At 64.7% G+C, this 25,854-nt stretch carries 23 protein-coding genes; 7 read left to right on the forward strand and 16 right to left on the reverse strand.

Annotated features, from left to right (window positions below):
- Window positions 1-20: 20 nt before the first annotated feature.
- Both ABIB95_RS17840 and ABIB95_RS17845 read left to right on the forward strand, forming a co-directional pair.
- Window positions 21-1,910 carry a TRAP transporter large permease gene (locus tag ABIB95_RS17840; RefSeq protein ID WP_354240909.1) on the forward strand — a complete coding sequence of 630 codons (1,890 nt, stop codon included), beginning with the start codon at window positions 21-23 and terminating at the stop codon, window positions 1,908-1,910.
- Window positions 1,911-1,933: 23 nt separating this feature from the next.
- On the forward strand, window positions 1,934-3,583 hold the full coding sequence (locus ABIB95_RS17845; protein WP_354240911.1) for an acyl-CoA synthetase: 1,650 nt from the start codon (window positions 1,934-1,936) through the stop codon (window positions 3,581-3,583).
- A gap of 15 nt (window positions 3,584-3,598) precedes the next feature.
- On the opposite strand, the gene ABIB95_RS17850 is transcribed toward ABIB95_RS17845, so the two are convergent.
- The 6 genes from ABIB95_RS17850 to ABIB95_RS17875 form a co-directional block, all read right to left on the reverse strand.
- A complete protein-coding gene (locus ABIB95_RS17850; protein WP_354240913.1) occupies window positions 3,599-4,396 on the reverse strand; it encodes an MBL fold metallo-hydrolase in 798 nt (265 codons plus the stop codon).
- A gap of 13 nt (window positions 4,397-4,409) precedes the next feature.
- On the reverse strand, window positions 4,410-5,186 hold the full coding sequence (locus tag ABIB95_RS17855) for a TatD family hydrolase (protein WP_354240915.1): 777 nt from the start codon (window positions 5,184-5,186) through the stop codon (window positions 4,410-4,412).
- Window positions 5,187-5,198: 12 nt separating this feature from the next.
- Window positions 5,199-7,211, reverse strand: coding sequence for a methionine--tRNA ligase (gene metG, locus ABIB95_RS17860; RefSeq protein ID WP_354240917.1), 2,013 nt, complete (start codon window positions 7,209-7,211; stop codon window positions 5,199-5,201).
- A gap of 109 nt (window positions 7,212-7,320) precedes the next feature.
- Window positions 7,321-8,367: a DNA polymerase III subunit delta' gene (locus ABIB95_RS17865; RefSeq protein ID WP_354240919.1), complete on the reverse strand. Its 1,047-nt coding sequence runs from the start codon at window positions 8,365-8,367 to the stop codon at window positions 7,321-7,323.
- Window positions 8,364-9,050: a dTMP kinase gene (tmk, locus tag ABIB95_RS17870; RefSeq protein ID WP_085401502.1), complete on the reverse strand. Its 687-nt coding sequence runs from the start codon at window positions 9,048-9,050 to the stop codon at window positions 8,364-8,366. The genes ABIB95_RS17865 and tmk overlap by 4 nt, the downstream gene beginning before the upstream one ends.
- Window positions 9,051-9,052: 2 nt before the next feature.
- Window positions 9,053-10,315 (reverse strand): D-alanyl-D-alanine carboxypeptidase family protein, encoded by a 1,263-nt coding sequence (locus ABIB95_RS17875; RefSeq protein ID WP_166341880.1) that lies wholly within the window; start codon window positions 10,313-10,315, stop codon window positions 9,053-9,055.
- 152 nt (window positions 10,316-10,467) lie between these two features.
- On the opposite strand from ABIB95_RS17875, the gene ABIB95_RS17880 reads away from it, so the two are divergent.
- Window positions 10,468-11,424, forward strand: coding sequence for an alpha/beta fold hydrolase (locus tag ABIB95_RS17880; RefSeq protein ID WP_166341882.1), 957 nt, complete (start codon window positions 10,468-10,470; stop codon window positions 11,422-11,424).
- Here ABIB95_RS17880 and ABIB95_RS17885 read toward each other — a convergent pair.
- The 4 genes from ABIB95_RS17885 to ABIB95_RS17900 all read right to left on the reverse strand — a co-directional run bounded on the left by ABIB95_RS17885 (window position 11,421) and on the right by ABIB95_RS17900 (window position 13,726).
- On the reverse strand, window positions 11,421-11,948 hold the full coding sequence (locus tag ABIB95_RS17885; protein WP_354240922.1) for a GNAT family N-acetyltransferase: 528 nt from the start codon (window positions 11,946-11,948) through the stop codon (window positions 11,421-11,423). The genes ABIB95_RS17880 and ABIB95_RS17885 overlap by 4 nt on opposite strands.
- A gap of 10 nt (window positions 11,949-11,958) precedes the next feature.
- Window positions 11,959-12,507, reverse strand: a complete 549-nt coding sequence (locus tag ABIB95_RS17890; protein ID WP_063983288.1) for a phage tail protein — start codon at window positions 12,505-12,507, stop codon at window positions 11,959-11,961.
- 40 nt (window positions 12,508-12,547) lie between these two features.
- Window positions 12,548-13,075: a phage tail protein gene (locus ABIB95_RS17895; protein WP_063983287.1), complete on the reverse strand. Its 528-nt coding sequence runs from the start codon at window positions 13,073-13,075 to the stop codon at window positions 12,548-12,550.
- 105 nt (window positions 13,076-13,180) lie between these two features.
- Window positions 13,181-13,726 carry a phage tail protein gene (locus ABIB95_RS17900; RefSeq protein WP_063983286.1) on the reverse strand — a complete coding sequence of 182 codons (546 nt, stop codon included), beginning with the start codon at window positions 13,724-13,726 and terminating at the stop codon, window positions 13,181-13,183.
- A gap of 521 nt (window positions 13,727-14,247) precedes the next feature.
- Between ABIB95_RS17900 and ABIB95_RS17905 the strand changes: the two genes are divergently transcribed.
- Entirely contained in the window at window positions 14,248-18,762 is a 4,515-nt protein-coding gene (locus ABIB95_RS17905; RefSeq protein WP_502917841.1) for an IPT/TIG domain-containing protein, read from the forward strand.
- Between the two features lie 66 nt (window positions 18,763-18,828).
- On the opposite strand, the gene ABIB95_RS17910 is transcribed toward ABIB95_RS17905, so the two are convergent.
- Window positions 18,829-19,761 carry a septal ring lytic transglycosylase RlpA family protein gene (locus ABIB95_RS17910; RefSeq protein ID WP_354113827.1) on the reverse strand — a complete coding sequence of 311 codons (933 nt, stop codon included), beginning with the start codon at window positions 19,759-19,761 and terminating at the stop codon, window positions 18,829-18,831.
- Window positions 19,762-20,565: 804 nt separating this feature from the next.
- On the opposite strand from ABIB95_RS17910, the gene ABIB95_RS17915 reads away from it, so the two are divergent.
- The gene (locus tag ABIB95_RS17915; protein ID WP_259257577.1) at window positions 20,566-20,694 is read left to right on the forward strand and encodes a hypothetical protein; all 129 of its coding nucleotides are present in this window, start codon (window positions 20,566-20,568) and stop codon (window positions 20,692-20,694) included.
- A gap of 31 nt (window positions 20,695-20,725) precedes the next feature.
- On the opposite strand, the gene ABIB95_RS17920 is transcribed toward ABIB95_RS17915, so the two are convergent.
- Window positions 20,726-21,016, reverse strand: coding sequence for a hypothetical protein (locus tag ABIB95_RS17920; protein ID WP_071913898.1), 291 nt, complete (start codon window positions 21,014-21,016; stop codon window positions 20,726-20,728).
- Window positions 21,017-21,178: 162 nt separating this feature from the next.
- Here ABIB95_RS17920 and ABIB95_RS17925 point away from each other — a divergent pair, with 162 nt between their 5' ends.
- The gene (locus ABIB95_RS17925; protein ID WP_063983282.1) at window positions 21,179-21,769 is read left to right on the forward strand and encodes a TIGR00645 family protein; all 591 of its coding nucleotides are present in this window, start codon (window positions 21,179-21,181) and stop codon (window positions 21,767-21,769) included.
- An 18-nt stretch (window positions 21,770-21,787) separates the two neighbouring features.
- Here the strand turns inward: ABIB95_RS17925 and ABIB95_RS17930 are convergent, their stop codons facing one another.
- Entirely contained in the window at window positions 21,788-22,108 is a 321-nt protein-coding gene (locus ABIB95_RS17930) for a DUF1476 domain-containing protein (protein WP_063986370.1), read from the reverse strand.
- A 262-nt stretch (window positions 22,109-22,370) separates the two neighbouring features.
- On the opposite strand from ABIB95_RS17930, the gene ABIB95_RS17935 reads away from it, so the two are divergent.
- Entirely contained in the window at window positions 22,371-22,595 is a 225-nt protein-coding gene (locus ABIB95_RS17935) for a hypothetical protein (RefSeq protein WP_028153369.1), read from the forward strand.
- A 58-nt stretch (window positions 22,596-22,653) separates the two neighbouring features.
- Here the strand turns inward: ABIB95_RS17935 and ABIB95_RS17940 are convergent, their stop codons facing one another.
- The 3 genes from ABIB95_RS17940 to ABIB95_RS17950 all read right to left on the reverse strand — a co-directional run bounded on the left by ABIB95_RS17940 (window position 22,654) and on the right by ABIB95_RS17950 (window position 25,847).
- Window positions 22,654-22,845 carry a hypothetical protein gene (locus tag ABIB95_RS17940; protein WP_028153368.1) on the reverse strand — a complete coding sequence of 64 codons (192 nt, stop codon included), beginning with the start codon at window positions 22,843-22,845 and terminating at the stop codon, window positions 22,654-22,656.
- 115 nt (window positions 22,846-22,960) lie between these two features.
- A complete protein-coding gene (locus tag ABIB95_RS17945; RefSeq protein ID WP_354240927.1) occupies window positions 22,961-23,608 on the reverse strand; it encodes a DJ-1/PfpI family protein in 648 nt (215 codons plus the stop codon).
- Window positions 23,609-23,639: 31 nt separating this feature from the next.
- Window positions 23,640-25,847 (reverse strand): multicopper oxidase family protein, encoded by a 2,208-nt coding sequence (locus tag ABIB95_RS17950; protein WP_354240929.1) that lies wholly within the window; start codon window positions 25,845-25,847, stop codon window positions 23,640-23,642.
- Window positions 25,848-25,854: the final 7 nt, after the last annotated feature.

A 25,854-nucleotide genomic window follows, 5' to 3' on the forward strand; every position in this document is an offset into this window, starting at 1 on the left:
CCGCCGAGGTTCTTATCGAGATGGCTCATGTCGAGGTTGAGGCGACCGGAGTGGTGGGCGAGGTGGCCGTTCAGCCCCCTCACCGATCCCTCGTGCTGGCCTCGCTGGAGCGCATCCTCGGCCTCGCCGTCGAGATCCCCGCGGCCATTCTGGTGGTCGCGGAGATCGTGATCCTGTTTGCGGGTGTGGTCGCGCGCTACGGCGTGCACCGGCCGCTGATCTGGTCGGATGAGCTCGCCTCGATCCTGTTCCTGTGGCTGGCAATGCTCGGCGCCGCGGTCGCGTTCCGCCGCTCCGAGCACATGCGCATGACGGCGCTCGTCGCGAGCGCGCGGCCGGCCTTGCGCGCCTATCTGGACGTGGTCGCGACCTGTGCGGCGCTGGCGTTCCTGGCGCTGATCGTCTGGCCATCCGCCGAGTACGCCTACGAGGAAAGCTTCATCACCACGCCAGCGCTCCAGATCTCGAACATGTGGCGCGCCGCGGCGTTGCCGGCCGGCATCTGCCTGATGGCGGTGTTCGCGCTGCTGCGGCTGCTGCGCGCCGCCGATTACCGCATGGTGCTGACGGCGGTGATATCGGTTGCCGTCATCGTCGGTCTGTTCTGGCTGGCGCAGCCTTATCTGCGGCCGCTCGGCAACCTCAACCTCGTCATCTTCTTCGTCGGCGTCGCCGGCTTCTGCGTCTTTGCCGGCGTTCCCATTGCGTTCGGGTTTGGCCTCGCGATCTACGGCTATCTGGCGCTGACCACGCGGACGCCGGTGATGGTGCTGGTCGGGCGGATGGACGAGGGCATGAGCCACCTCATCCTGCTCTCGGTGCCGCTGTTCGTGTTCCTGGGGCTTCTGATCGAGATGACCGGCATGGCGCGGGCCATGGTCGCGTTCCTGGCGAGCCTGCTCGGCCATGTCCGCGGCGGCCTGCATTACGTGCTGGTCGGCGCGATGTACCTCGTCTCCGGCATCTCCGGTGCCAAGGCGGCCGACATGGCGGCGGTGGCGCCCGTGCTGTTCCCGGAAATGAAGCAGCGCGGCGCCAAGCCCGGCGACCTCGTGGCGCTTCTTGCGGCTACGGGTGCCCAAACCGAGACCATTCCGCCGAGCCTCGTGCTGATCACGATCGGCTCGGTCACGGGCGTCTCGATCGCCGCCCTCTTCACCGGCGGCCTGCTGCCCGGCGTCGTGCTCGCCATCACGCTCTGCATGCTGGTGTGGTGGCGCTATCGCCACGAGGACATGAGCCATGTCCGCCGCGCCACGGGTGGCGAGATCGGCAAGACCTTCGTCATCGCCCTGCCCGCGCTCGCGCTGCCCTTCGTGATCCGCTACGCCGTGGTCGAGGGCATTGCGACCGCGACCGAAGTCTCCACCATCGGCATCGTCTACGGCGCCCTGGTCGGTCTCCTCGTCTACCGCCGCTTCGACTGGCGGCGGCTGTTTCCCATGCTGGTCGAGACCGCGGCGCTGTCGGGCGCGATCCTGCTGATCATCGGCACGGCGACCGGCATGGCCTGGGGGCTCACCCAATCCGGCTTCTCGCGCTCGCTGGCTGCAGCCATGACCGGATTGCCCGGGGGACCTGCGACCTTCATCGCCGTGTCGATCCTGGCCTTTACCGTTCTCGGCAGCGTGCTCGAGGGCATTCCGGCAATCGTGCTGTTCGGGCCGCTATTGTTTCCGATCGCCCGCGCCGTCGGCGTGCACGAGGTGCACTACGCCATGGTGATCATTCTCGCCATGGGTATCGGGCTATTCGCCCCGCCCTTCGGCGTCGGCTATTATGCCGCCTGCGCCATCGGACGCGTCGATCCAGCCGAAGGCATCAGGCCGATCTGGGGCTATCTGCTGGCGCTGCTGGTGGGATTGATTATCGTCGCGATCTTCCCCTGGATCTCGATCGGATTCCTGTAGAGCGCGGCGTCAAGGAGGGTTCGATGAGCGAGCGGCAGAACCAGTACAATATCGGCCTCGACAAGACCCCCGCCAACTACGTTCCGCTGAGCCCGCTGAGCTTCCTCGCACGCAGCGCCGCCGTCTATCCCAACCATGTCAGCACGGTCTATGAGGGGCGCAGCTTCACGTGGCGCGAGACGCATGAGCGCTGCAAACGCTTTGCGTCCTGGCTCGGCGGCAAGGGCATCGGCGTCGGCGACACCGTCGCGGCGATGCTGCCGAACATTCCAGCGATGAACGAGGCGCACTTCGCCGTCCCCATGACCGGCGCCGTCCTCAATGCGCTCAACATCCGTCTCGATGCGCCTTCGATCGCGTTTCAGCTCGATCACGGCGGCGCCAAGATCATCCTGGTCGATCCGGAGTTTTCGACTGTAATCACCGACGCGCTCGCGCAGATGAAGGGCCCGAAGCCGTTCGTCGTCGACGTCGACGACGCCGCTTTCAAGGGCGGCAAGCGCATCGGCGAGATCGAGTATGAGGCGGCGGTTGCGCAAGGCGATCCTGATTTCACCGCGATCCCGCCCAAGGACGAATGGGACGCCATCGCGCTGAGCTATACCTCGGGCACCACGGGCAATCCCAAGGGCGTCGTCACCCATCATCGCGGCGCGTATCTCAACGCCGTCAGCAACATCCTCGCCGGCCAGCTCGGCCAGCATCCGGTCTATCTCTGGACGCTGCCGATGTTCCACTGCAACGGCTGGTGCTTCCCCTGGACCATCGCGGCGGCCGCCGGCATCAACGTCTGCTTGCGCAAGGTCGAGCCGACCAAAATCTTCGAGCTGATCAAGGCTCACGGTGTCACCCACATGTGCGGCGCGCCGATCGTCTACAACACGCTGATCAACGCACCCGATGCGCCGAAGGGCAGTGCCGCGCGCCGCGTCGTGGGCCTGATCGCCGGCGCCGCACCGCCGGTCGCGGTGCTCGAAGGCGCAGAAAACATCGGCATCAGGCTCACGCACGTCTACGGCCTGACCGAGGTCTACGGCCCCGCCTCCGTCTGCGCCGAGCAACCCGGCTGGGACGATCTGCCCGCCGCCGAGCGCGCCAGCATGAAGCGGCGGCAGGGCGTGCCCTACCCGCTCGAGGAAGGCGTCACCGTCATCAATCCGCAGACGATGCAGGAGGTGCCCCGCGACGGCGAGACCATCGGCGAGGTCATGTTCCGCGGCAACATCGTGATGAAGGGTTACCTCAAGAACGAGAAGGCGACGAAGGAGGCCTTCGAGGACGGCTGGTTTCACACCGGCGACCTCGGCGTGCTCGACGAGCACGGTTACGTCATCATCAAGGATCGCTCCAAGGACATCATCATTTCCGGCGGCGAGAACATTTCCTCCGTCGAGGTCGAGGACATCCTCTACAAGCATCCGGCCGTGCTGTTCGCAGCCGTCGTCGCAAAGCCCGATCCGAAATGGGGCGAGGTGCCCTGTGCCTTCGTCGAGCTGAAGGACGGCGCCAGCGCGACCGAAGCCGAGATCATCGCCTTCTGCCGCACGCACATGAGCGGCTTCAAGACGCCGAAGGCCGTCGTGTTCGGACCGATCCCGAAGACGTCCACGGGCAAGATCCAGAAATTCCTGCTGCGTAACGAGGTCGGCTCGTCGAAGGCGATCTCGGCCTGAACCGAGCCGGCGCGATCAGTGCGTGTCGAGCCGCATGCCGTCATAGGCCGGCACCACGCCCGCCGGCAGCGATTGCCGGATCACCTCGTAATCGACGTCGGCCGTCATGTTGGTGATGACGGCGCGCTTGGGCTTGAAGCGCTCGATCCAGGACAGCGCATCGTTGATGCTGAAATGGCTGGAATGCTGGGTGTAGCGTAAGCCGTCGACGATCCAGAGATCGAGATTCTCCAGCGCGCCCCAGCTCTCGCGCGGGATGTCGTTGAGGTCGGGCGTGTAGGCGGCATTGCCGATGCGATAGCCGAGCGCGGGGATCTGGCCGTGCTGGACCAGGAAGGCGGTCATGGTCACGTCCCCGCCCTTGCCGCTGATAGTCCGGCTTTCGCCGGCCTCGATCGAATGCCGGTGCAGGATCGGCGGATAGTCGCTGCCCTCGGGCGAGATGAAGCAGTAGGAGAACCGCGCCATGATGTCTTTCGCGGTCGACTGATTGAAATAAACCGGAATGCGCTTGCGCATGTGGAGCACGACGGAGCGCAGATCGTCCATGCCGTGGGTCTGGTCGGCATGTTCATGGGTCAGGAACACCGCGTCGATGTGGTCGACATGGGTATCGATGAGCTGCTCGCGCAGGTCGGGCGAGGTGTCGATCACGATGCGCGTGGTGCCGTGGCTCGACGTCTGCTCGACGAGCAGCGAGCAGCGGCGGCGGCGGTTCTTTGGATTGTTGGGATCGCAAGCGCCCCAGCCGAGTGCCGGGCGCGGCACGCCGGCGGAGGAGCCGCAGCCCAGGATCGTCAGCGTCAGCGTCATGCGGCTCCCAGTCCTAAGATTTCACCTTGGAGAACAGGCGGAAGAAGTTTTCGGTGGTCTGGCGTGAGATCTCGTCGAGCGACACGCCGCGCGTTTCGGCGAGCACCTTGGCGACCTCGACCACATAGGCCGGCTCGTTGCGTTTGCCCCGGAACTTGCCGGGCGCAAGATAGGGCGAGTCTGTTTCAACCAGAATACGGTCAGACGGCAGTTCAGCCGCAAGCGCGCGCAGGGTCTCCGATTTCTTGAAGGTCAGGATGCCCGTGAAGCCGATATAGAGCCCGAGCGACACCGCCTTCAGCGCCAGCTCGCGCCCGCCCGTGTAGCAATGCAGCACGGCGCGAAACGATCCCTTGGCCGCTTCCTCCTCCAGGATGCGGCCGCAATCCTCGTCCGCCTCGCGGGTGTGGATCACCAGCGGCAGGCCGGTCGCACGGGCCGCCGCGATGTGCGCGCGGAAGCCCCTCGCCTGCGCCTCCGGCGCGCCGTTGTCGTAGAAATAGTCGAGCCCGGCCTCGCCGAGCGCGACCACCTTGGGATGCCCGGTCAACCCGATCAGCTCGCCCGGCGAGATGCCGTCTTCCTCGTCCGCGTTGTGCGGATGGGTGCCGACCGAGCAGTAGACGTCGTCGTAGCGCTCAGCGATGGCCAGAAGCTGATTGAGCTTTCGCACCCGCGTGGAGATCGTGACCATACGGCCGATGCCGGCCGCACGTGCACGCGAGACGATCCCGTCGAGATCTTCCGCAAAGTCTGGAAAATCCAGATGGCAGTGGCTGTCGACCAGCATCGCCCGAACGCCCTAGGCCGCCGGCTCGATGTAGCGCGGGAACGCCGGTGTCGGCGCCGGCAGCGTCGAGCCGGGCGCGATCCGTTTGGCGCCCCCGAGCATCGCGAAGTTCCGTTCGCCCGCGGGAATGCCGAGGCTGTCGAGCAGCAAGCCCGAGGCGGTCGGCATCGCCGGCTGGGCCAGGATCGCAATCTGGCGCACGACTTCGGCGGTGACATAGAGCACTGTCTTCTGCCTGACAGGATCGGTCTTGGCGAGCGCCCACGGCGCCTCGCCCGCGAAATAGCGGTTGGCCTCCGCGACCACGGCCCACACGGCGTTGAGCCAGTGATGGATCTGCTGCGTCGCCATCGCTTCGCGCGATGCGGCGATCATGCCGTCCGCCATCGCCAGAATCGCCTTGTCGTTGTCGCTGAACTCGCCCGGCTCCGGCAGCACGCCGCCGAGCTGCTTGGCGACCATCGACAGCGAGCGCTGCGCGAGGTTGCCGAGGTCGTTGGCGAGATCGGCATTGATGCGCGCGACGATGGCATCGTGGTTGTAGTTGCCGTCCTGGCCATACGAGACCTCGCGCAGGAAGAAATAGCGCATCTGGTCGACGCCATACTGGTCGGCAAGATTGAAGGGGTCGACGACATTGCCGACCGACTTCGACATCTTCTCACCCCTGTTGAACAGGAAGCCATGGGCATAGACCCTCTTCGGCAGCGAAATGCCGGCCGACATCAGGAATGCGGGCCAGTAGACCGCGTGGAAGCGGATGATGTCCTTGCCGATGATGTGCACGTCGGCCGGCCAGTAGCGCCAGTTCTTGTCGCTCTCGTCGGGGAATCCGACGCCGGTGATGTAATTGGTCAGCGCGTCGACCCAGACATACATCACGTGCTCTTCGTCGCTGGGCACTTTCACGCCCCAATCGAAGGTGGTGCGCGAGATCGAGAGATCGCGCAGGCCGCCGCGTACGAAGCTCACCACCTCGTTCTTGCGCGAGTCCGGGCCAATGAATTCAGGATGATCTTCGTAGAGCTTCAGAAGCTTGTCCTGATAGGCCGACAGGCGGAAGAAATAGCTCTTCTCCTCGACCCATTCGACTGGCGTGCCTTGCGGGCCGAGGCGCACGCCGTCGTCGTTCAGGCGGGTCTCGTCCTCGGCGTAATACGCCTCGTCGCGCACCGAGTACCAGCCGGCATAGGTGTCGGAGTAGATGTCGCCGTTCGCTTCCATGCGCCGCCAGATTTCCTGGCTGGAGCGATGGTGCTGCTCTTCGGTGGTGCGGATGAAGCGGTCGAACGACACGTTCAGACGCTCGTCCATCTCCTTGAAGCGGCCAGCATTGCGGGTCGCGAGCGCGGACGGGGTCAGGCCCTCGTTCTGCGCGGTCTGGACCATCTTCTGGCCGTGCTCGTCGGTGCCGGTCAGGAAGAACACGTCCTTGCCGTCGAGCCGCGCAAAGCGCGCCAGCACGTCGGCCGAGATCGCCTCATAGGCGTGGCCGATATGCGGGCTGCCGTTGGGATAGGCGATGGCGGTCGAGATGTAGAAGACGTTGTCGCGCGCGGGCGCAGCAACGGGAGTTGCGGCTTGCGGAGCGGCGACGGGCCTCAGTGCGGGCGGCGCCTCAGGATTCGACACCTTCGGCTTCGACACCTTGGGCTTCACAACCTTCGGCGGCGTGGCGACAGGAGCCGGTGCTGCAGTCACGGCAGGCGCGGTCACTTTCGCTTTCTTGGCGACCTTCTTTGCCGGAGGAGCCTTGCTCTTCGCCGGAGACTTAGCTGCCTTTTTGGCCGCTTTCTTCACCGCCTTCTTGGCGACGGCCTGCTTCTTCGCAGCCTTCTTGCCGGCCTTCTTTGTCGTCTTCGCAGCGCTCTTCTTCACGCCCTTCTTGGCGGCAGCCTTCTTGGTCTTCTTGACCTTCTTGGCAGCTTTGCGCGCGAGCGCCTTCACGGCCTTCTTCACGGCCTTGTTGGCAGCCTTCTTCTTGCTGCTCTTGCCTCTAGCGGTTTTCTTAGCTCGCGTGGCCACGACGAATTCCTTTACCGGCTTCTCGAAATTTGGAAACGAACCTGCGTTAGGTCATTATTTGGAGCATGATCCTGTCGGAAAACCGCTGCACACTTTTCCGGATCATGCTCTAGCGCGTTGCGTCCGCCAGCCAGCCGAACACCGAGAAAACCAAGGGCTTTCGCTCCAGATTGTAGGTTTCGGTGTCGCGCGCGGCGCGGACGATCTTTTCCCATACCTCAGCTAGGCGCGCAAGGCGCGGCAGATTCTGGTTGGCATTGGCCTCGTCGGAGTGCAGGCGCTCTGCAATCCAGCGATCGATGCCGTCGATGAAGGCCGCCAGCGCGACTCGATCGCTGGTGCCGAGCGAATCGCCGAGCGTGTGCAATTCGCGCGGATCGACCTGTGGCAGGCGCGCGAGCAGCGCCGCCGTGCGCTGCTGCAGCTTCAGGGCATCGCCGCCGAGCAGCGTCAGCGCCCGCGCGACGCTGCCCTCGGAGGCCTCCGCGGCCTCGCGCAGCGCCGGATCGTTCGGATCGAGGTCGGCCGCCGAAGCTGCGGCGCCGATCACATTATCCGTGCCGAGCGGGCGCAGGCGCAGCTTGCGGCAGCGCGACTGGATCGTGGCGAGCACGCGCGCCGGCGCGTGGCTGACCAGGAGGAACAGCGATTGCTGCGGCGGCTCCTCGAGGATTTTCAGCAGCGCGTTGGCGGCATTCGGATTGAGCTCGTCGACGGTGTCGACGATGCAGACGCGCCAGCCTTCTGCTGCGGCCGTCGAGCCGAAGAAACCGATCGTCTCCCGCGTCTCGTCCACGGTGATCACCGTGCGCATCACGCCGCGATCGTTGGCGGTGCGTTCCAGCGTCAACAGCCCGCCATGCGAGCTGGCCGCAACCTGCCGCGCCACGGCGTTATCAGGATTGATCGCGAGGGTCTCGGCCCGCTGCACGGACGGCGCCAGCGGCTGACCGTTGGAAAGCACGAAGCGCGCCATGCGATAGGCCAGCGTCGCCTTGCCGATCCCCTGCGGCCCGCCGATCAACCAGGCATGCGGAATGCGCCCGCTGCGATAGGCCGCGAGCAGCGCCGTCTCGGCCTCGCGATGGCCGAACAGAAGGCTCGTCTCGCGCGGATGCGGAATGGCGGTTTCGCGTTCGGCCTGGCGCGGGCTCATAGGGAAACCACCGATGCAGGGGTTGGGAGAAGACGGTCGCGCAGCGCCGTCCAGACTCGTCCAGCAACCGTGTCGGGATCGGAATTGGCATCGATCAGGACGCAACGGCCGGGATCGTCCTCGGCGATCTTGCGATAGGCCTCGCGCAGGCCCTGGTGGAAGCTGAGTTGCTCGCCCTCGAACCTGTCAGGTGTGCCGCTACCACGACGCACGGCGGCGCGCTGCAATCCAATCTCGACCGGCAAATCGAGGATGAGGGTGAGGTCCGGCTTGAGATCGCCGATCGTGACCCGCTGCATCGCGTTGATCAGGCCCATCGGCACGCGGCCGAGGCTGCCCTGATAGGCCCGCGTCGAGTCGGCGAAGCGGTCGCACAGCACCCAGGCGCCCCGATTGAGCGCAGGCTGGATCACGGTGCGGACATGGTCATCGCGAGCAGCCGCGAACAGCAGCGTCTCGGCTTCGGGCCCGAGCAGCTTGCCCATCCCCGACAGCACCAGGTGGCGCATGATCTCGGCACCCGGCGAGCCGCCGGGCTCGCGCGTGACGAGAGTCCGCATCCTGGCCGCAGTGAGGCGGTCGGCGAGCTTCTTGATCTGGGTCGACTTGCCGGTGCCCTCGCCGCCTTCAAAGGTGATGAAGCGTCCGCGCCCGGACGGCCGCTGTGCTGCGCTCTCACTCATGATCAGAGCTTCTCGGCGCCCGCGCGGAACATACCGATCACGAGCTCGCTGGCACCGTCGATCGCGCGGCGCATGGTCGAGCCGGTGCCGATCGCTTCGGCGGCATAGACGGGCGTTTCCACCGCGATATTGCCGCTGCGCCAGACCTTGACCACGCCGACCTTCTGCCCGGCTTCGATCGGCGCGCGCACCGGTCCGCTGTAGACGATGCGCGCAATCAGCTTGTCGCTGCCGTTCTTGTGCACCATTACCTTGACGGGCGTCTTGGCGACCAGCTTGACCGAGCGGCTCTCGCCGCCAAACACTTTTGCGTAGCCAACCTGCTGGTCGGCCGCGATCAGGGTGCGGGTCTCGAAATTGCGAAAGCCCCATTCCAGCATCTTCTTGGCTTCGGTGGCGCGATCCTCAGGATCTTCCAGGCCATTGACGACCACGATCAGCCGCGTGCCGTTCTGCACGGCCGAGCCGACCATGCCGTAGCCGCCTTCCTTGGTGTAGCCGGTTTTCAGACCGTCGGCGCCTTCCATCGAATTGAGCAGAGGATTGCGGTTGGGCTGGCGGATCTTGTTCCAAGTGTACTCCTTCTCGCCGAACAGTTTGTAGAATTCGGGGAAGTCGAGAATGATGTGGCGAGCGAGGATGCCGAGCTCGCGCACCGTCATCTTGTTGCCGGGATCGGGCAGGCCGTTGGAATTGCCGAAGGTCGACTTCGTCATGCCGAGCTCGCGGGCACGCTTGGTCATGAAGTCGGCGGCAAAGATCTTCTCGTTGCCGGCAATGCCCTCGGCCAGCGCGATGCAGGCGTCATTGCCGCTCTGGATGATCGCACCATGCAGGAGGTCGTCGACCGAAACCTTGCTGTTGATGGCGGCGAACATGGTCGAGCCGCCCGAGGGCGCCCCGCCCTTGCGCCAGGCGTTCTCGCTGATCCGGTACTCGTCGGTCGGCTTGATGTCGCCCTTCTTGATGGCATTGAAGACGACTTCGGCCGTCATCAGCTTCATCATGCTGGAGGGCGCACGCAGCTCGTCGGCGTTCTTCTCGAACAGCACGCTGCCGCTGGAAGCCTCGATCAGGATCGCGGTGGGGGCGTCGCCATCGAAGCCGGAATCCTCGGCTTTCTTGGCGCCCTGGATGCTCTGGTTGGCGGCGTAGAGAGCCCCGCCCCAGCCGATGCCCGCCACCAGAACCGCCGCGATCAGCCCGCGCGCCAGCGCACCGGCGGAGAACCGGGTGCGACGGAGCGGAAAAAGACGAAATGCCATGGCGAAGCCCTGAGAGCGGCGTTCTAACAGCAGGAACCGGTGCGAACAACACGGGGCTGGCCGCCGAACCCGAGATTGCACGATTCTCGGCGCGCCCCTATCGTGGCACCTGATATTTCCCGACCAAACCCCTGAAACAAGGCGGAAAAGCGATGTTGTCCACCCGCGTGATCAAGGCCAACGGGATCGACCTGTTCATCCGCGAGGCCGGCCAGGGTCCGCTGGTGGTGCTGTGCCACGGCTGGCCCGAGCTATCCTACTCCTGGCGCCACCAGATCCCGGCGCTGGCGGACGCCGGGTTTCGCGTCGTCGCCCCCGACATGCGCGGCTACGGCCAGAGCGCGGCACCGGCGGACGTCGCCGCCTACTCGATCTTCGACACGGTCGGCGACATCGTTGGCCTCGTGCACGCGCTCGGCGAGAGCAAGGCGATGGTGGTCGGCCACGACTGGGGCGCGCCGGTCGCCTGGCATGCGGCGTTGTTCCGGCCCGACATCTTCACGGCGGTGGCGGGCCTGAGCGTGCCGCCGCCATTCCGCGGCCGCGGCAAGCCGCTCGATCTGCTGCGCCAGGGCGGCGTCACCAATTTCTACTGGCAGTATTTCCAGACACCCGGCGTCGCCGAGGCCGAGTTCGAGCGTGACATCGCCCGCACCATGCGCATCGTGCTCGGCGGCCGCGGCCTTGCCGATCCCAGCGCCGCGATGTTCGTCCAGGAGGGCAAGGGCTTTCTCGGTCACGCGCTCGCTGAGGAGCCGCTGCCCAACTGGCTCAGCGAGGCTGACCTCGCCTATTTCACCGAAAGCTTCCGCAAGTCCGGCTTCCGCGGCGGGCTGAACTGGTATCGCAACCTCGACCGCAATTGGGAGCTGACCGCGCCCTGGCAGGATGCGCAGATCCATCAGCCATCGCTCTTCATTGCCGGCTCCAAAGACGCCGTCATCACCGGCCTGATCGGCGCCAAGCGCGTCAACGAGCTCGAGCGCGTGCTGCCCAATCTGACGCGGAAGCTGATCATCGAGGGCGCCGGCCATTGGGTCCAGCAGGAACGGTCCGACGAGGTCAACGCCGCGCTGCTGAAGTTCCTGCGCGAGGTGACCGTGCGTTAGGCGAGATCCTTTTTCATCGCGATATGGGCGGCGCCCGCCTGCCCCATCTCGGCAAATCCTCGCCGCAGGTAAAGCCTATGCGCGGCCGAATTGTCCGCAAGCACCGAGAGCGTCAGCGCACCGACACCCTGCTGCCGTGCGCTCGCTTCGAGAGCGTCGAGGATCTTCGTGCCGGCGCCGCGACCGCAATCGGCCGGCAGCAGCGCGATGTCGATGATGTGCCAGTGCTCGCTTTCGCAATGAAGCAGCAGCCGGCCGATCGCGGTCGCGTCCTGTGTGACGATCAGCGAGATCGCCCCCGGAAACTGCGCGGCATAGCCGGCCGCCTGGCCGCGGAACTGTTGCGCGATGATCTGGCCGACGATCGGCCCGGACAATCCGGTCGCGGTGAACTGCCCTGTCCGCACCTCCTCGAAGAGACGCCGGATGAACGGCTCGTCATTCGGGCCTGCGGGCCGAAGCCGAAGAGCCGGATCGTCCGGGACGATGTCGAGCGGCGCGCCGTCAATCATGCCGTCGCGCACTCAAGATCGTTCAGGAGCTGCCGAAAGCCGGAAAGATTCCCGCATAGGCGATACACCAGACGATCGCCTGGGTCGGCTGCATGTTGTCGTGCGGCAGGTTCTGCCCGGTGAGTGTGACGGCGCTTGGCACCAAGGTGAGACTGCCGGGTGGCGCCGTGAAGCCGGTGAAGTTCGGGTCGATCGCAACCGTGGTCCCCGCCGCGCCGGGACCTGCCGTAGCGCCTGTCGCGCTCTTGTTGCCGAGTTGCAGGGCGTGCGTGTGCCTCGCCATGTTGTCGCCGATCAGCGTCACCGTCGAACTGCCGACGGTCTCGCCGACGACATAATTTTGCAATCCCGGGCCTTGCCCCTGGCCGATCGCGACCGAACCGTTCAGGTTCGGCAAGGCGAAATTGGTCGTGCCATTGCCGCCGTAGTAGGTACCGATGAGTGCAAATAACGCACTGTGACCCTGAATTGGCAGGAGCTGGCCGCCGCACGGCAGCCAGGCGCTGTTGAAGCCGCCGACTGCAAAAGGAAACGTAAAAGCCTGGATTTCTCCGACGAACGGATCTGACATGTTGTCTTTCCTTGAGACTGAATACGGATGCGTGCGCGGCCTAACCGGACGAAGGGAAGACGCCCGCGTAGCAAATGCAGTAATTGGCAACCACGCTCGGCATCATGTTGTTGTGCCCGATGCTGTTGCCCGAAGTGGCGACGCAGGGGGCCATCGTGGAGTACGTCCCGGCGTTCGCAATCGGTGCGTAGAGTTCACCTGCTGACGCCGTGGCAAGATGAAGGGTCGGCCCGGGCGTTACATCCGTTGCCGTCACGGTCGAGGACATCAGCGCATGACTGTGGGTCGGCATTTCGGCTTCGATCAGGGTGTGGTTCTCCTCACCCCCGGGCTGGCCCAGCGTATAGTTCGGAAGGCCTGTCCCCTGTCCCTGTCCGATCGGCACACGGCCGCGCAGATCGGGAAGGTTGAACGTGTTGACGCCATCGCCGCCATAGGTGGTGCCGATCACGGCGTAAAGCGTCTCAAATTGGGCAATCGAGACCGACTGTCCATTGCAGGCGAACCAGCCGTCCGGCACCCGCGGAAAGCCAAACAACCTGATCTCGCCGAGAAACGGATCTGCCATCGCATATGATCCTTTGGTGTGCGCCCGTTCCGATCGGCGAATGCGCGAATATGGGAAAATTGAAGTGGACGGACTACGTTTGCGAAAATGCGGCCGTGCAGCCGCTCAGCTTCGCGACGGAAAAATCCCCTGCGTCGCGATCAGATAGCTGATCGTGAGATAGGGCTGCATGTTGTTATGCTGCTGGTTGCCGCCTTCGTTCACCAGATTGGTGGCGGTGGCCAATGGCGTGTCGCCGCTCCCGGCTGCGGCAAAAATCTTCGTCGGGTTGGTCGCCGGCAGTGAGTTTGTCGCGAAGACGTTGCCTGTGGGAGGGACGCTCCCGCGTCCGCCTCCTCCGACCGCTGCGGACACTTGAATGAGATGATTGTGGGCCGGGAGCTGCTGCACATTGAGGCTGGCCATATACGATCCGCCGGTCATGCCCACGGGATATTGGCCGGCGCCACTCGAGCCGAGGATCGCGCGACCGCGCAGATCCGGGAGTGCAAACGTCGTCACTCCGTTGCCGCCATAATAGGTGCCGAGCAACGAGAACAGCGCGGAATTTTGCTGGATGGCCAGCAGCGCACCGTTACACAGCGCCCAACCTCTGGGAATCACTGCGCCCGCAAAAGGCATGATCTGTCCGAGAACCGGCTGTAACGGCATGACCCCTCCCCCAAAAAACTAACGACCCGTCGCGTGATGATGCAAACCACGACGGCGGCACTTAAATTAAAGAATGAATTTATTGCGGCCCACTCGCCGAGATTGTTGAACAGCCAGCGTCGACAGTCAAGCGCAAGCGCAACCATAAATTGACACGCGAAGCGTTTCCGTCGATTGCTATCAAAGCACGCTTTTGTTGCCGCTATGCAACGGTTCGCCGGAAAGTAGTGCTTGCGACTTGGTTTGAGCAGTTTGGCTGGCTCGCTCGCTTGCGTTGCGCACCGCGTCCCGTCAAATGCACGCAACGATATAGGCGAATAATTTCACAATCAGGGATTTTAGGCGGATGCTCTATCGAGAGCTGCCGCTAAGGGGGGCCGGTGAGTCACGCAATTGCGGTGGCCGTTCCAGAGATAGTCGGGGAACTGGCGGTCCCGACACGCGATGGTGAAGCTACGCCTTCGCGGATATTGCGCTCTCTCTGGCGGGCGGCTCAACGCATCTGCATCGCGGCCGTCGTGATGCTCGGCGCGATGGCAGCGGCGGACGCGGCTTGCGATCAAACGACGGATTCGACGTCGGGCGTGACCATCAACTTCACGTCGGTCGGTCAGATCTATCGCCTGTGTTTGACCGTTGGCGCAGCCGCGGCTGACGACTCGGTCGTATACGGCGTCTATTCCGTCGCGGGCACAGACGCCTTTTACAATGCACCGATCGCAAATTCGACCGGCCATTCGGGCAGCCCACTGCTCACAGCGGCCGATTACAATCCGACCACGTCAAAGGCAACTTACACATTTCATCCAACGAACCCGAACCAAAACGGTCAATCCGCGAAGGCCGGCCAGGCCGAGATCGATATCACGCTGAACAGCAAGACAGGTAACGGACAGGACTCGATCATCCTGTATTACGCGCCGGGCTGCAGCGATTTCAACGTGGGCTGCTCCGGCAGTTCGATAGCAAACACCGCTTACACGTTCACGATCAATCTGCCCGTCCCCGCGCCGACCATCACTTCGATTACGCCGACTTCAGGCCCAGGTGGAGGCGGCACCAACGTGATCATCACTGGCACCAATTTCACAGGTGCGACGGCCGTGACGTTCGGGACAACGGCCGCGACTGGCGTCACGGTCAATTCGGCGACCCAGATCACTGCGACATCTCCGGCCGGGACTGGCACCGTGGATGTCCGAGTGACGACGGCCGGCGGGACGTCGGCGACGTCGGCGGCAGACCAGTTCACCTATATTGCCGCCCCGACTGTCACCTCGATCTCACCGACCGCAGGCCCCACCGCCGGCGGGACGTCGGTGACGATCACCGGCACCAACTTCACCGGAGTCACGGCCGTGACGTTCGGCGGGACCGCGGCGGCCGGCTTTACGTTCAATTCAGCGACATCGATCACGGCGACCTCGCCGGCGGGTGCCGCCGGTGCTGTTGACGTCAGGGTCACGACACCGGGCGGGACATCAGCGACCTCGGCTGCGGATCAGTTCACCTATGCTGCTCCGCCAACCGTGACGTCGATCTCGCCGGCATCAGGCCCGCAGACCGGCGGCACAACCGTGATCATCACCGGCACGAACCTCTCCGGAGCAACTGCGGTCACGTTCGGCGCAACAGCGGCAACCGGTTTAGCGGTCAATTCCGCGAACCAGATCACCGCGACATCGCCCGCAGGCACTGGTACGGTCGACATCACGGTGACGACCGTGGGCGGAACATCGACAACGTCAGCAGCCGATCAATTCACTTATGTTCCGGCACCGACGGTCACTTCGATTTCGCCGACCTCGGGTCCGGGCTCTGGCGGCACCTCCGTAACCATCACCGGCACCAACTTCTCAGGCGCGACGGCCGTGGTGTTCGGAGCAACGGCTGCGACTGGCGTCACGGTTAATTCGGCGACCCAGATCACCGCGACGTCGCCGGCAGGAACCAGCACGATCGACATCAGGGTGACGACAGCCGGCGGCACGTCGGCAACATCGGCAGCGGACCAGTTCACCTATATTCCCTCACCGACCGTCACCTCGATCTCCCCCACTGCGGGCTCGCAGGCCGGCAGCACGGTGGTGACGATCACAGGCACAAATTTCACCGGCGTCACGGCCGTGTCATTCGGCGGGACGGCCGCGCTCGGCTTCACGTTCAATTCAGCAACATCGATCACAGCGACCTCGCCGCCCGGGACCGGCGTCGTGGACGTGAGGGTCACGACGCCGGGCGGGACGTCCGCGACCTCGGCGGCTGATCAATTCACCTATGCCGGCCCTCCCTCCATCACGTCGATTTCGCCGACAGGCGGCCCCCTGGGCGGCGGCACGACGGTCACGATCACCGGCGCCAATCTGTCAGGTGCAACGGCGGTGACGTTCGGCGCCACGGCGGCGGCCGGCTTCACCGTCAATTCGGCAACCCAGATCACCGCGACATCGCCTGCCGGGGCCGGCACCGTAGATGTCAGAGTGACCACCGTGGGCGGAACGTCGGCAATGTCCGCCGCTGACCAATTCACCTACACCGCCGCGCCGACCGTCACCTCGATCTCACCGACTACGGGTCCGCAGACAGGCGGCACGGTCGTGACGGTCACGGGCACAGGCTTCACCGGCGCCACCGCAGTGACATTCGGCGCAACCGCCGCAACGAGTATCACGGTCAATTCGTCAACATCAATCACCGCGACGTCACCCGCCGGTACCAGCACCGTTGACCTCCGCGTGACCAATCCAGGCGGCACCTCGGCCACCTCCGCCGCCGACCAGTTCACCTATGTCGCCACGCCAGCCGTCACGTCGCTTTCGCCGACGTCGGGGCCGGCGGCCGGCGGCACGGTGGTAACGATCACGGGCACCAATTTCACCAGCGCGACAGCCGTGACGTTCGGTGCAACCGCGGCGGCGGGCTTCACCGTCAACTCCGCAACCTCGATCACCGCGACATCGCAGGCCGGCACCGGTACCGTCGACGTCAGGGTGACGACCACGGGCGGCACCTCGGCCACATCGGCGGCAGACCAGTTCACCTATTTCGCCGTGCCGACCGTGACGTCGATCTCGCCGACGGGCGGCCCGCTCGCAGGCGGCACGTCGGTGACCGTCACCGGCACCAATTTCACCGGTGCGACCGCCGTGAAGTTCGGGGTGACGAATGCATCGAGCTTCACGGTCAATTCCGCGACCTCGATCACCGCGGTCTCGCCGGCCGGCGCCGGTACGGTCGATGTCACCGTGACGACGCCAGACGGAACGTCCGCCACATCGGCATCGGACCAATTCAGCTACACGCCGGCACCAACGGTCGGCTCAATCTCACCGAGCTCCGGATCCGCGATCGGCAGCACCTCCGTGGCGGTCACGGGGACCGGATTCACCGGCGCCACCGCAGTGAAGTTCGGCGCCAACAACGCGACCAGCTTCACGGTTAATTCGGCAACGTCGATCACGGCAACCTCGCCGCCCGGCGCCGGCACGGTCGATGTCACCGTGACGACGGCCGGAGGGACGTCGCCGACCTCGGCGGCAGACAGGTTCACCTATCTGTCCGCGACGACCACCACGGAGCTCACCTCGTCGAAGAATCCGAGCAGCTACGGCGAGTCTGTAACGTTCACGGCCAAGGTGAGGAGTTCGGGCGGAACGCCGACGGGAACGGTCACTTTCAACGACGGCGGCACGCCGATCGGCACGTCTACCCTGTCGGCCGGTGACGCCACCTTTGCCACGACCACGCTCCCCGTCGGCAATCACAGCATCACGGCGACCTACAACGGCAGTGTGGCCTTCAACGCCTCGACATCGCCGGCTCTGAACCAGTCGGTCGACATTCCCGCCGACAGCGCCAAGCTGCGCGCCCTCCAGCTCAACGTCACCAAGATCGTGGCGCAGAGTTCGGGACAGGCGATCTCCGGTTCGATTGACACCGCGATTTCCGAAGGGTTCAGCGACGGCGGGCAGTACATCATGCCAGGCGCGGGCGGGCTGCGCGTCAATTTCGCCGCCGCGCCCGACGGCGATGAGGACGACAAGCCCAAATCCGGTCAGCAGCCCGGTTCTCAAAGTTTGAACTCCTATTCGGGCGACGGCGGCTCCGGCCGGACCGGCGGCCGCGGCCGCGGGCGCGGCTCCTCGCGGATCGATGACGCCTTCGCCGCGATCGATCGGGCGGCTCCGACCAAGGCACCGGCTGCGCGCTTCAGGGAGCAGAAGGACTGGCTGTTCTGGATCGACGTGCGCGGCAGCGGCATCGATCAATGGGGCTCGTCCGGCAACATCGGTCAGGGTGCAACCCAGGCCACGCTCTTCGGCCAGCAGATCAACCTGCTGTCCGGACTGACCTACCGGGCGAGACCCAATTTGCTGGTCGGTGTGACCGGCGGCTACGAGAACTTCAGCTACACCCAGACCGACATCAACGGAAAGCTGAAGGGCGACGGCTGGACCGTCGGCGCCTATCTCGGCTGGAAGATCATCCCGACGCTGCGTTACGACGTGGCCGTGACCTATTCCGGCATCGGCTATGACGGCACCGCCGGCACGGCGCAAGGCAACTTCAACGGCAAACGTTGGATATTCGCGACCGGCTTCACCGGCAGCTACAGCTGGGCCAATTTCAATATCGAACCGTCGGCCAAGGTCTACGCGATCTGGGAGCGGGAAAACGCCTATGTCGACTCGCTCGGCACCCAGCAGGCGGCCCGCACCTTCTCGAGCGGCCGCGCGTCTGCCGGCAACAGGGTCTCCTATCCCGTGCCGTGGCTCGATAGCGTGCTGCTGGTCCCCTATGCCGGCGTCTTTGCCGACTATTACTTCACGCAGGACGATGCGGCCGCGATCGTTGCTGCGGGCGGCATCCCGCTCGCTTCGACACCATTGCTCCAGGGCTGGTCAGCCCGCGTCACGGGCGGCATCGGCGCAAGGCTGGCGGGCGGCACCACGGTCGGCTTCGGCGCCGAACTCGGCGGCATCGGCAGCAACACGCAGATCTGGACGTTCACGGGACGCGCGCGCATCCCATTCTGATCCCTGAGCGCGACGACGTGCCAGCGGCGCTACGTCGCTCGCCGGATTTGCCGGCTTGGTACCTGCTTAGTAGAGGCCGCGGCCGCTCAGGATGCTGCGGGCCTCGGCGGCGCCGTCGGCCGATGACGGAGCGTTCTCGGTCGCGTAGCGGCCATCCTCGTCATAGGACACGGCGCGCGCGTTCTGGAGCGCCCGGCCCCGGCCCCGGCTGCGGCTCGAGGCCGACATCTCCGAGGTCGCGTTGAGCGACGCCATGTCGGCGGAGGTGTTGCCGAGATTGTAGGGCCGCCCTTCCGGCGTCGGAACCTCGCCGCGAATGGCGCCGCGGTTCGAGGACGGAAGCTCCGGCACGAAGGGCCTTGCCGAGGCAACCCGCACCATCGAGGGCGACGGCGCCGGGATCCCGGTGCGCAGGGTCGCCATCAGCTGGCGATCGTCGGAGCCTTCCAGCGGCGCCCGGCCAACGTATTCGACACGGACCTTGGCGACGCCATTGCCTTTGAATTCAAGGAGTTCAGCGGCTTTGTTCGAGACGTCGATCAGCCGGTTGCCGTGATAAGGCCCCCGGTCGTTGACGCGCACGATCAGCGATTTGCCGTTCGAGACATTGGTCACCCGCGCATAGGACGGCATCGGCAGGGTCGGATGCGCCGCTGTCAGCGAGGTCATGTCGAACACTTCGCCATTGGCGGTCAGGCGGCCGTGGAAATCGTCGCCGTACCAGGACGCCATACCCTCGGCGCGGTAGTTGACGTCCTCCTCCGGCACGTAGGTCCGGCCGGCCACAACATAGGGCTTACCGACGCGGTAGGTGCCGCCGCCTTTCGGAACCGGATCCCCAAGCGCCACGACCCGCGGGCTCGAGGAGACGCCATACTTCGGATCGACCCGGCTGGCGAACTTGTTCGAGGAGGCGCAATTGGCGAGCGCGAGGCAGGTCGCGACCGCGGCAACACCGCGTGCGGCCCGCAAAACCGAATCTGACCGTCGGATCCCCATGCGCCCCAAATACCACTTCGCCGGAGGCGTACCCAACCCGCTTTGGCTACGGGGGAGCGCTGTCCGGTCCCAAAATCCGAGGCGGCCCACCACCGCGTCGGAAGCAGTAAGGATAACGCAACCCGAACACGGCGGAAATGGGGAGCCCACAGCGTTCACGCCGGGATGGTAAACGGGGCGTTCGCTTCTCCCCGTTGATCTACGGAGCGCAGGCCCCCTGCTCTGTGCCACTCCTGGACATTCTGTTGCGCCAAATCCTCACTCCACCCCCATTGTCTTGTGGCTCACTGGAATTCTTTTGACTGTGCAAGGCCGCACGCGTTTTCTCGGTTGCAGGGGCGAACTGGAATTTGACGATGATCGAGACGGTTTCGGCACTGATGGGTCTGGTAAGCGCGGGGATCTTCCTGGCCCATGCGTTTGAAGGTTACCGCACGAGGGCCTGAGGGCATTCGCGCGGACGGCAAGGATCACCTCTTTCAAGACGGCACGTTCGGACAATCTTAATCGATCCGACCGAGCATCGAACACGAGAGCGGCAGGTGTCCCATGCGCAATCATGACTTCGTATCCGATGGCTTCCTGGCACTGACCGCCGGCGGCTTGTTTCTTCTCTGCTCGAGCCTGGTGGCACTGGCCTTCGCCTGAGCACCACCACCAGTCTCCTTCTTTCTAACCACAACTACACCGCGATGCAGCATACAGCGCTGTCCGGTATTGCCCTGCTCCCGTTTAGTTGATTGAATTTCTGCGTTCGGCGCCTCGACTCATTTCAAGAGGCCATCACCAACGAGGGTGACGCAAATGCTTGCTGAGAAATTTTTTCTGGTTCTGGAATCGCTGATCCGCGGCGACCGCACCTATCCCGACGGAAGCCCCCGGGTGATCAGCACCTCCTCGCACGTGCCGGTGAAGCTGCCGGACCGGAAATAGCCGTCCCCCAAACTTCCGAATCACGCGCTGCTCAGCGCAGGCCCAATAGCGAGCGGCGATAAAGGCTGTCGCGGGCCTCGCTCAGGCAGACGAAGCTGCCGTCGAAACCCTGGCCATACCGCTTCTGGCCCTTGCCGTAGTAGATGCCTTTCCTGAAATCGAGCCAGACCACCTGGTCGTGCGGGCAATGACGTTGCGCCTGCGCCTCGTAGCGAAACGGCGTCAGCGGCGTCGCCGAGACCTCCGCGCCACCGGCGCCAACCACGATTGCGACGGCGACCGCGATGCCGCCGAGCCCTTTGCCGAAGCCGCTCCAAGACACCCCCGCCTCCCGATTCAAGCCCTGACTCTTTGGCCGTTCGGCACGGTAGCACGAGACTGCGCGATCTGTCGGCCGCAGCCGGCGGCTCGGCCGTCTTCCACCGGCCATCTTGTCGGGTTACATGGAAGCGAGATCATCTCAGCTCGCGAGGATGCTGCCTGAATGTCGGTTGAGCCTGGACCCGAGTCCGAACTGCGCACCGAACCCCGCCCGCCGTTGCCGCGTTTGGGCCTGCTGCCGATGATCATCTTCGGCTCGCGCTGGCTGCAACTGCCGCTCTATCTCGGACTGATCGTGGCGCAATGCGTCTACATCGTGCTGTTCCTCAAGGAGCTCTGGCATCTTTCCTGGCACGCGATCGACCTCACCGAACAGCAGATCATGATGAGCGTGCTGGCGCTGATCGACGTCGTGATGATCTCCAACCTGCTCGTGATGGTCATCGTCGGCGGCTACGAGACCTTCGTTTCGCGGCTCGACCTCCAGGGTCATCCCGACGAGCCGGAATGGCTCGGCCACGTCAATGCGAGCGTCCTGAAGATCAAGCTCGCCATGGCCATCATCGGCATCTCCTCGATCGCGCTGCTGCGCACCTTCATCGAGGCCGGCAATCTCGGCTCGAACCGCGCCGGCTTCACCGAGACCGGCGTGATGTGGCAGGTCCTGATCCACATCACCTTCATCGCCTCGGCGATCGGCATTGCCTACGTCGACAGGCTCAGCGACTCCGGAATGCGCAAGCACGCCGAGTGAGGGCAACGGCCGGCCTTCTTATTGTTTGCTTGCTTCGAGCTGCGCGAGCGCCTGGTGCAGGCACTCCTGAAGCTTCTGCGCGACCTGCTCGCGCGCCACACCCTTGGCGGCAAGATCGCCGGACACCTTGCCCACGACATCGTCGATGCTCTGGCTCTCCAGATTGTCTGTCACCAGCGCCGTTGCGTAGCTTGCCGCGGCGTCGCCGCTGAGCCCGAGCTGGCCCGCGGCCCAGAGCCCGAGCAGCTTGTTGGACCGGGCCGTGGCCTTGAACATGAATTCCTCGTCGTGGGCGAATTTGGCCTCAAAGCCCTGCTCGCGCTTGTCGAACGTGGTCATGGTCAGCTCCAATGCGTTTTCGCTGAGGAGAATCGGACTGGCTGGGAGCGAACGTCTCCGTGGTTCTCGTCAGTTTAGGATCATTTGAATCTTCCTCCCGGAAGGCCGAGGCCGTCAAGCCTGCGCGGTGGTGCGCCGCAAGCCCGGGCGTGGGCACGACACGCACCAGCGCCGCGCCAGCCAAATCGGCTAGGCAGAGATGTTTACCGTCCGTTAAGCAGACTCGGCGCCGGATGGGCCGGGGGACATCGAGAGCTGGCGCATGAACAAAGAGCTGCGGGAGTTTCGACGGCTTGAACGGGTCTGCCTGGAGCAGGCAGCCCTCTCCACCATGGATCTCGCGCGAAGCGGGTTGCTCAAGGTCGCCGACGATTGTCGCATCGCGGCCGAAGCGATCGAGGCGCAAGCGCCCCGCGGCGCGTTCGCCGGCGCCGTTCAGGCGCTCAAGCTGGCTTTGAGCGCAACGGGAATGTCCAACCGGCATTAGCGGCCGGTCTCCGGTTGGGAGATCGCCTCAGAAGATTGCGGGCGGAGACCGCGTTCGGTCAGCCCTTCGCCTCGGCCGCTTCGCGCGCGAGCCGCTCGGCCCTCAGCCGTTCCTTGTTGGCGTAAAACGCCTTCTGGGCCTCCTCGTGATCGCGCATGGCCTTTTCGGCCTCGATCCGGCGTGCGGCATCACGAGCCTGGCGCTGCTCAGGGGTCAGGGGTTTGCGTCGGAAGGAAAGGTCTTCGGTCATGCGGAGACAACGCGCAAGCAACGAAACGGTTCCATGAGTTGAACCCGGCAGTCGACGCGGCCGATTGAAGTCTCAACATATCAGATAGTTAGATGATGCATTCGGTCGGCCGGACCTATTGCGTCGACCCCGGCGGCTTGACGCCTGTGAGCGGGCACTGCGGCGCTGCGGGAATCGCGCTGCGCACGGGCGGATCCGGATAGTATTCGGTGTTTTGCTGAACCTGACGCGCCAGCTCCGTGCCTCCGAGCAGCGAGATCAACATCAGGGCCTCGTCGAGGCCCGCGGATATTCCGGCTCCGGTCAGGCGATTGCGATCCAGCACGAAACGCGGATGTCCGTCGGCAACCTTCACCTTCGGGAACAGCGTCGGGAAGCATTCCAGGAAAGCCCAGTGCGTCGTCGCCCAGTGGTCGTCGAGAAGGCCCGATGCCGCGAACAGCATTGCTCCCTCGCAGACCGAGCACATGTACTTCGCACCAGCGGCCTGCCCGGTCAGAAACTGGACGTAGGTCCGGTGCGGATCGTTGATGATCTCAGTGAGCGCGTCTGGATCGCCGCCGGGAATCCAGACGGCATCATACTGGGTGCATTCCGCGAAGGATTTTGCGACCTCGAACGGAAATCCCCGGTTGCGAAACCGTTTCATTCCCGGCTTTGCCGCGACGACCTCGACGTCGAAGTCCGCCCAGTCGAACATTTCGAAGGGACCGGCGACGTCGAGCATGTCGACGCCGTCGTAGACGGGGATGCCGATCTTCATCGCGCGTAATCCTCCCTGCTTCCTGTGACGATCAATGTTTGTGGCCTACGGGCGTCGCCGCGGGTGTCGCCGTCGGCTGCTTGGCATGGCGCATCCCCGCCATCCCGAGGCCGCCGCCCGGCGCGTTGAGGTCGGGAACGATCGCGATGTTGGCCATCATGCCCGCGTCCTCGTGGTCCAGGATGTGGCAATGCAGGACATACTCGCCGATGTAGCGGTCGTACCGCGTCCTGACGCGGATCTGATAGTTGTTCTCGACGATGATCGTGTCGCGGAATGTGTGCCACATGCCGCAATACTGGTTGGCCAGTTGCTGCTTGTCGGCATACACGATGTCAGGTTTGCAGGTGCCGTCGGGATTGTAGATCGATATCTGCTGACCGTTGGTGTTGGTGGTGGTGACGTCGATCACCTGGAACGGATTGACGTGGATATGGAAGATGTGCGGCTCGCCTTGCGCGGACAGCAGCCAATCGTCCGTGGTGTTGACCTCGCGCGTGAAGTTCACCACGTCGGGATCGTACGAGGCGTTGTTGACCGTGAAGGCCGGGAAGTTGATCGCGAAGGCCGCCTGCTGCTGCTGGCTGCCGGCAGCCGGCAGCGCAAGGTTTTCGAACGGCGCCCACGGCCGCAGATCGCCGTCACGCAGCCCGGTGCGAACGGCGTCCGGCAGCGTCGGATTGGCATCGTATAGCGCCTTGCCGACATAGGCCTGCAGGTCCCCCGTCACGGGCTGCCCTCCGCGCACATGGACATAGGCCAGCAATTGCGGCGTCGTCGGCCCCTGCCCGCCGCCATTGCCGTTGGACACGCGCTCAGCCTTCGGCGCCGCCTGGTTGAGCAGGCAATAGTCCCCGTCCGAGGGGAATACGACGAGGACGTCGCTGCGATAGCCGGGCTGCATGTAGTTCGATTCGAGCACGCCGCCGACTTGCGAGGCGTGCACGGTGCGCAATTTGGTCCGGGTCAGACCGTCGGATGCGATCTCGAACTGCGGGATCAGTGTGCCCGTCGAGGCGTTACAGGCGGCCAGAAGATCGGCCTTCTGCTGCTGGCGGTTGCCGCTCAGCGCCGAGGTCGCGATCAGGTTCGTTGTGCCGACCGGCGTGGCGCGCACGAGCTGAATGTTGATCGTGTCATGAATGCCGGCATGCACGAAGCGCCAGCGCTGGATCTCGCCCGCCGGCACGGTGAGCGTCGGCTGCACGATGCCATTGACGCTGGTGAAGCGGCCATTGGTGTCCCAGATCGACGATGAGTCCAGTTGCAAGCCAAAGTTCTCGACGACGCCGGGGCTTACCGGATTGCCTGACGTCGCCAGCGGGCACGTCCACGGCGCGTTGGCGATATTTGCCGGACTGTTGGCGTTGTAGAGTCCCTGCGTGGTGTAGATCTGCTGCCACGGGCCGCCGGGCTGGTTCGGCTGGTTGGCGAAGCAGGCATAGGCGATCTGCTGAAACAGGAAGAGCTGCTCCTTGAACGGGGCGCCGTTGACGTCATGCAGGACCGTGTCGATATCGGCAATCGGCTTCGGGTTCTGCGGCGACGGTGGCGTATAGGGACGCTCGCCCTTGACGACCAGCACGCCCGAGGCGCCGCTCGCCACCTGCACTGCCGTCGAGCCATGACGGTGGGCGTGATACCAGAACGTCCCCGCCGGATGGTCGTTGGGGATGTTGATCTCATACGGAAACTTCGTCTGCGGGGCGATGTTGAGCAGCACGTTGTCGCTGTTGCCGGCAGGCGAAACGTGCAGGCCGTGCGTGTGCAGGTTGGTGGTGTTGAAGCACCCGACCAACGCCGGCAAGCCCAGCCCCTCCGGCGGATTGGGCAAACAGCTCGGGTCGTCCTTCGCGAGCTGGTTGATGAGGTCGACGCGCAGCGTATCGCCGGGCTTGACGAAGATCGCCGGGCCCGACTTGCAGCCGCCATAGGAGCGCAGCTCGACGGGGTCGAGGCCATCCGGTTGCGGATCGGTCGGATCCGGGTTGTTGATGAAGAAGCGGCCGCGCACGAAGTTGAGCACCACCGAGACGATCGAGCCGCTGCGCGAGATCGATCCTTGCGGCCGGCAGCCGCCAACGGCCGGCGCCACGCCGGCCTCCAGGGCCACGACATTGCCCTGTCCGGGCAGCGTCGGCGGCGGTTCGAAAGCACGGGGAACCGGCGCCGCGAATGCTGGAAGGCTCGGTCCCAGCGCGGCGATGACAAGACCAATTCGCGCGAAGCTCTTCATCATGTTGTCC

Origin of the sequence: Bradyrhizobium sp. LA2.1 (genome assembly GCF_040547725.1) — a bacterium.
GTDB lineage: Bacteria > Pseudomonadota > Alphaproteobacteria > Rhizobiales > Xanthobacteraceae > Bradyrhizobium > Bradyrhizobium barranii.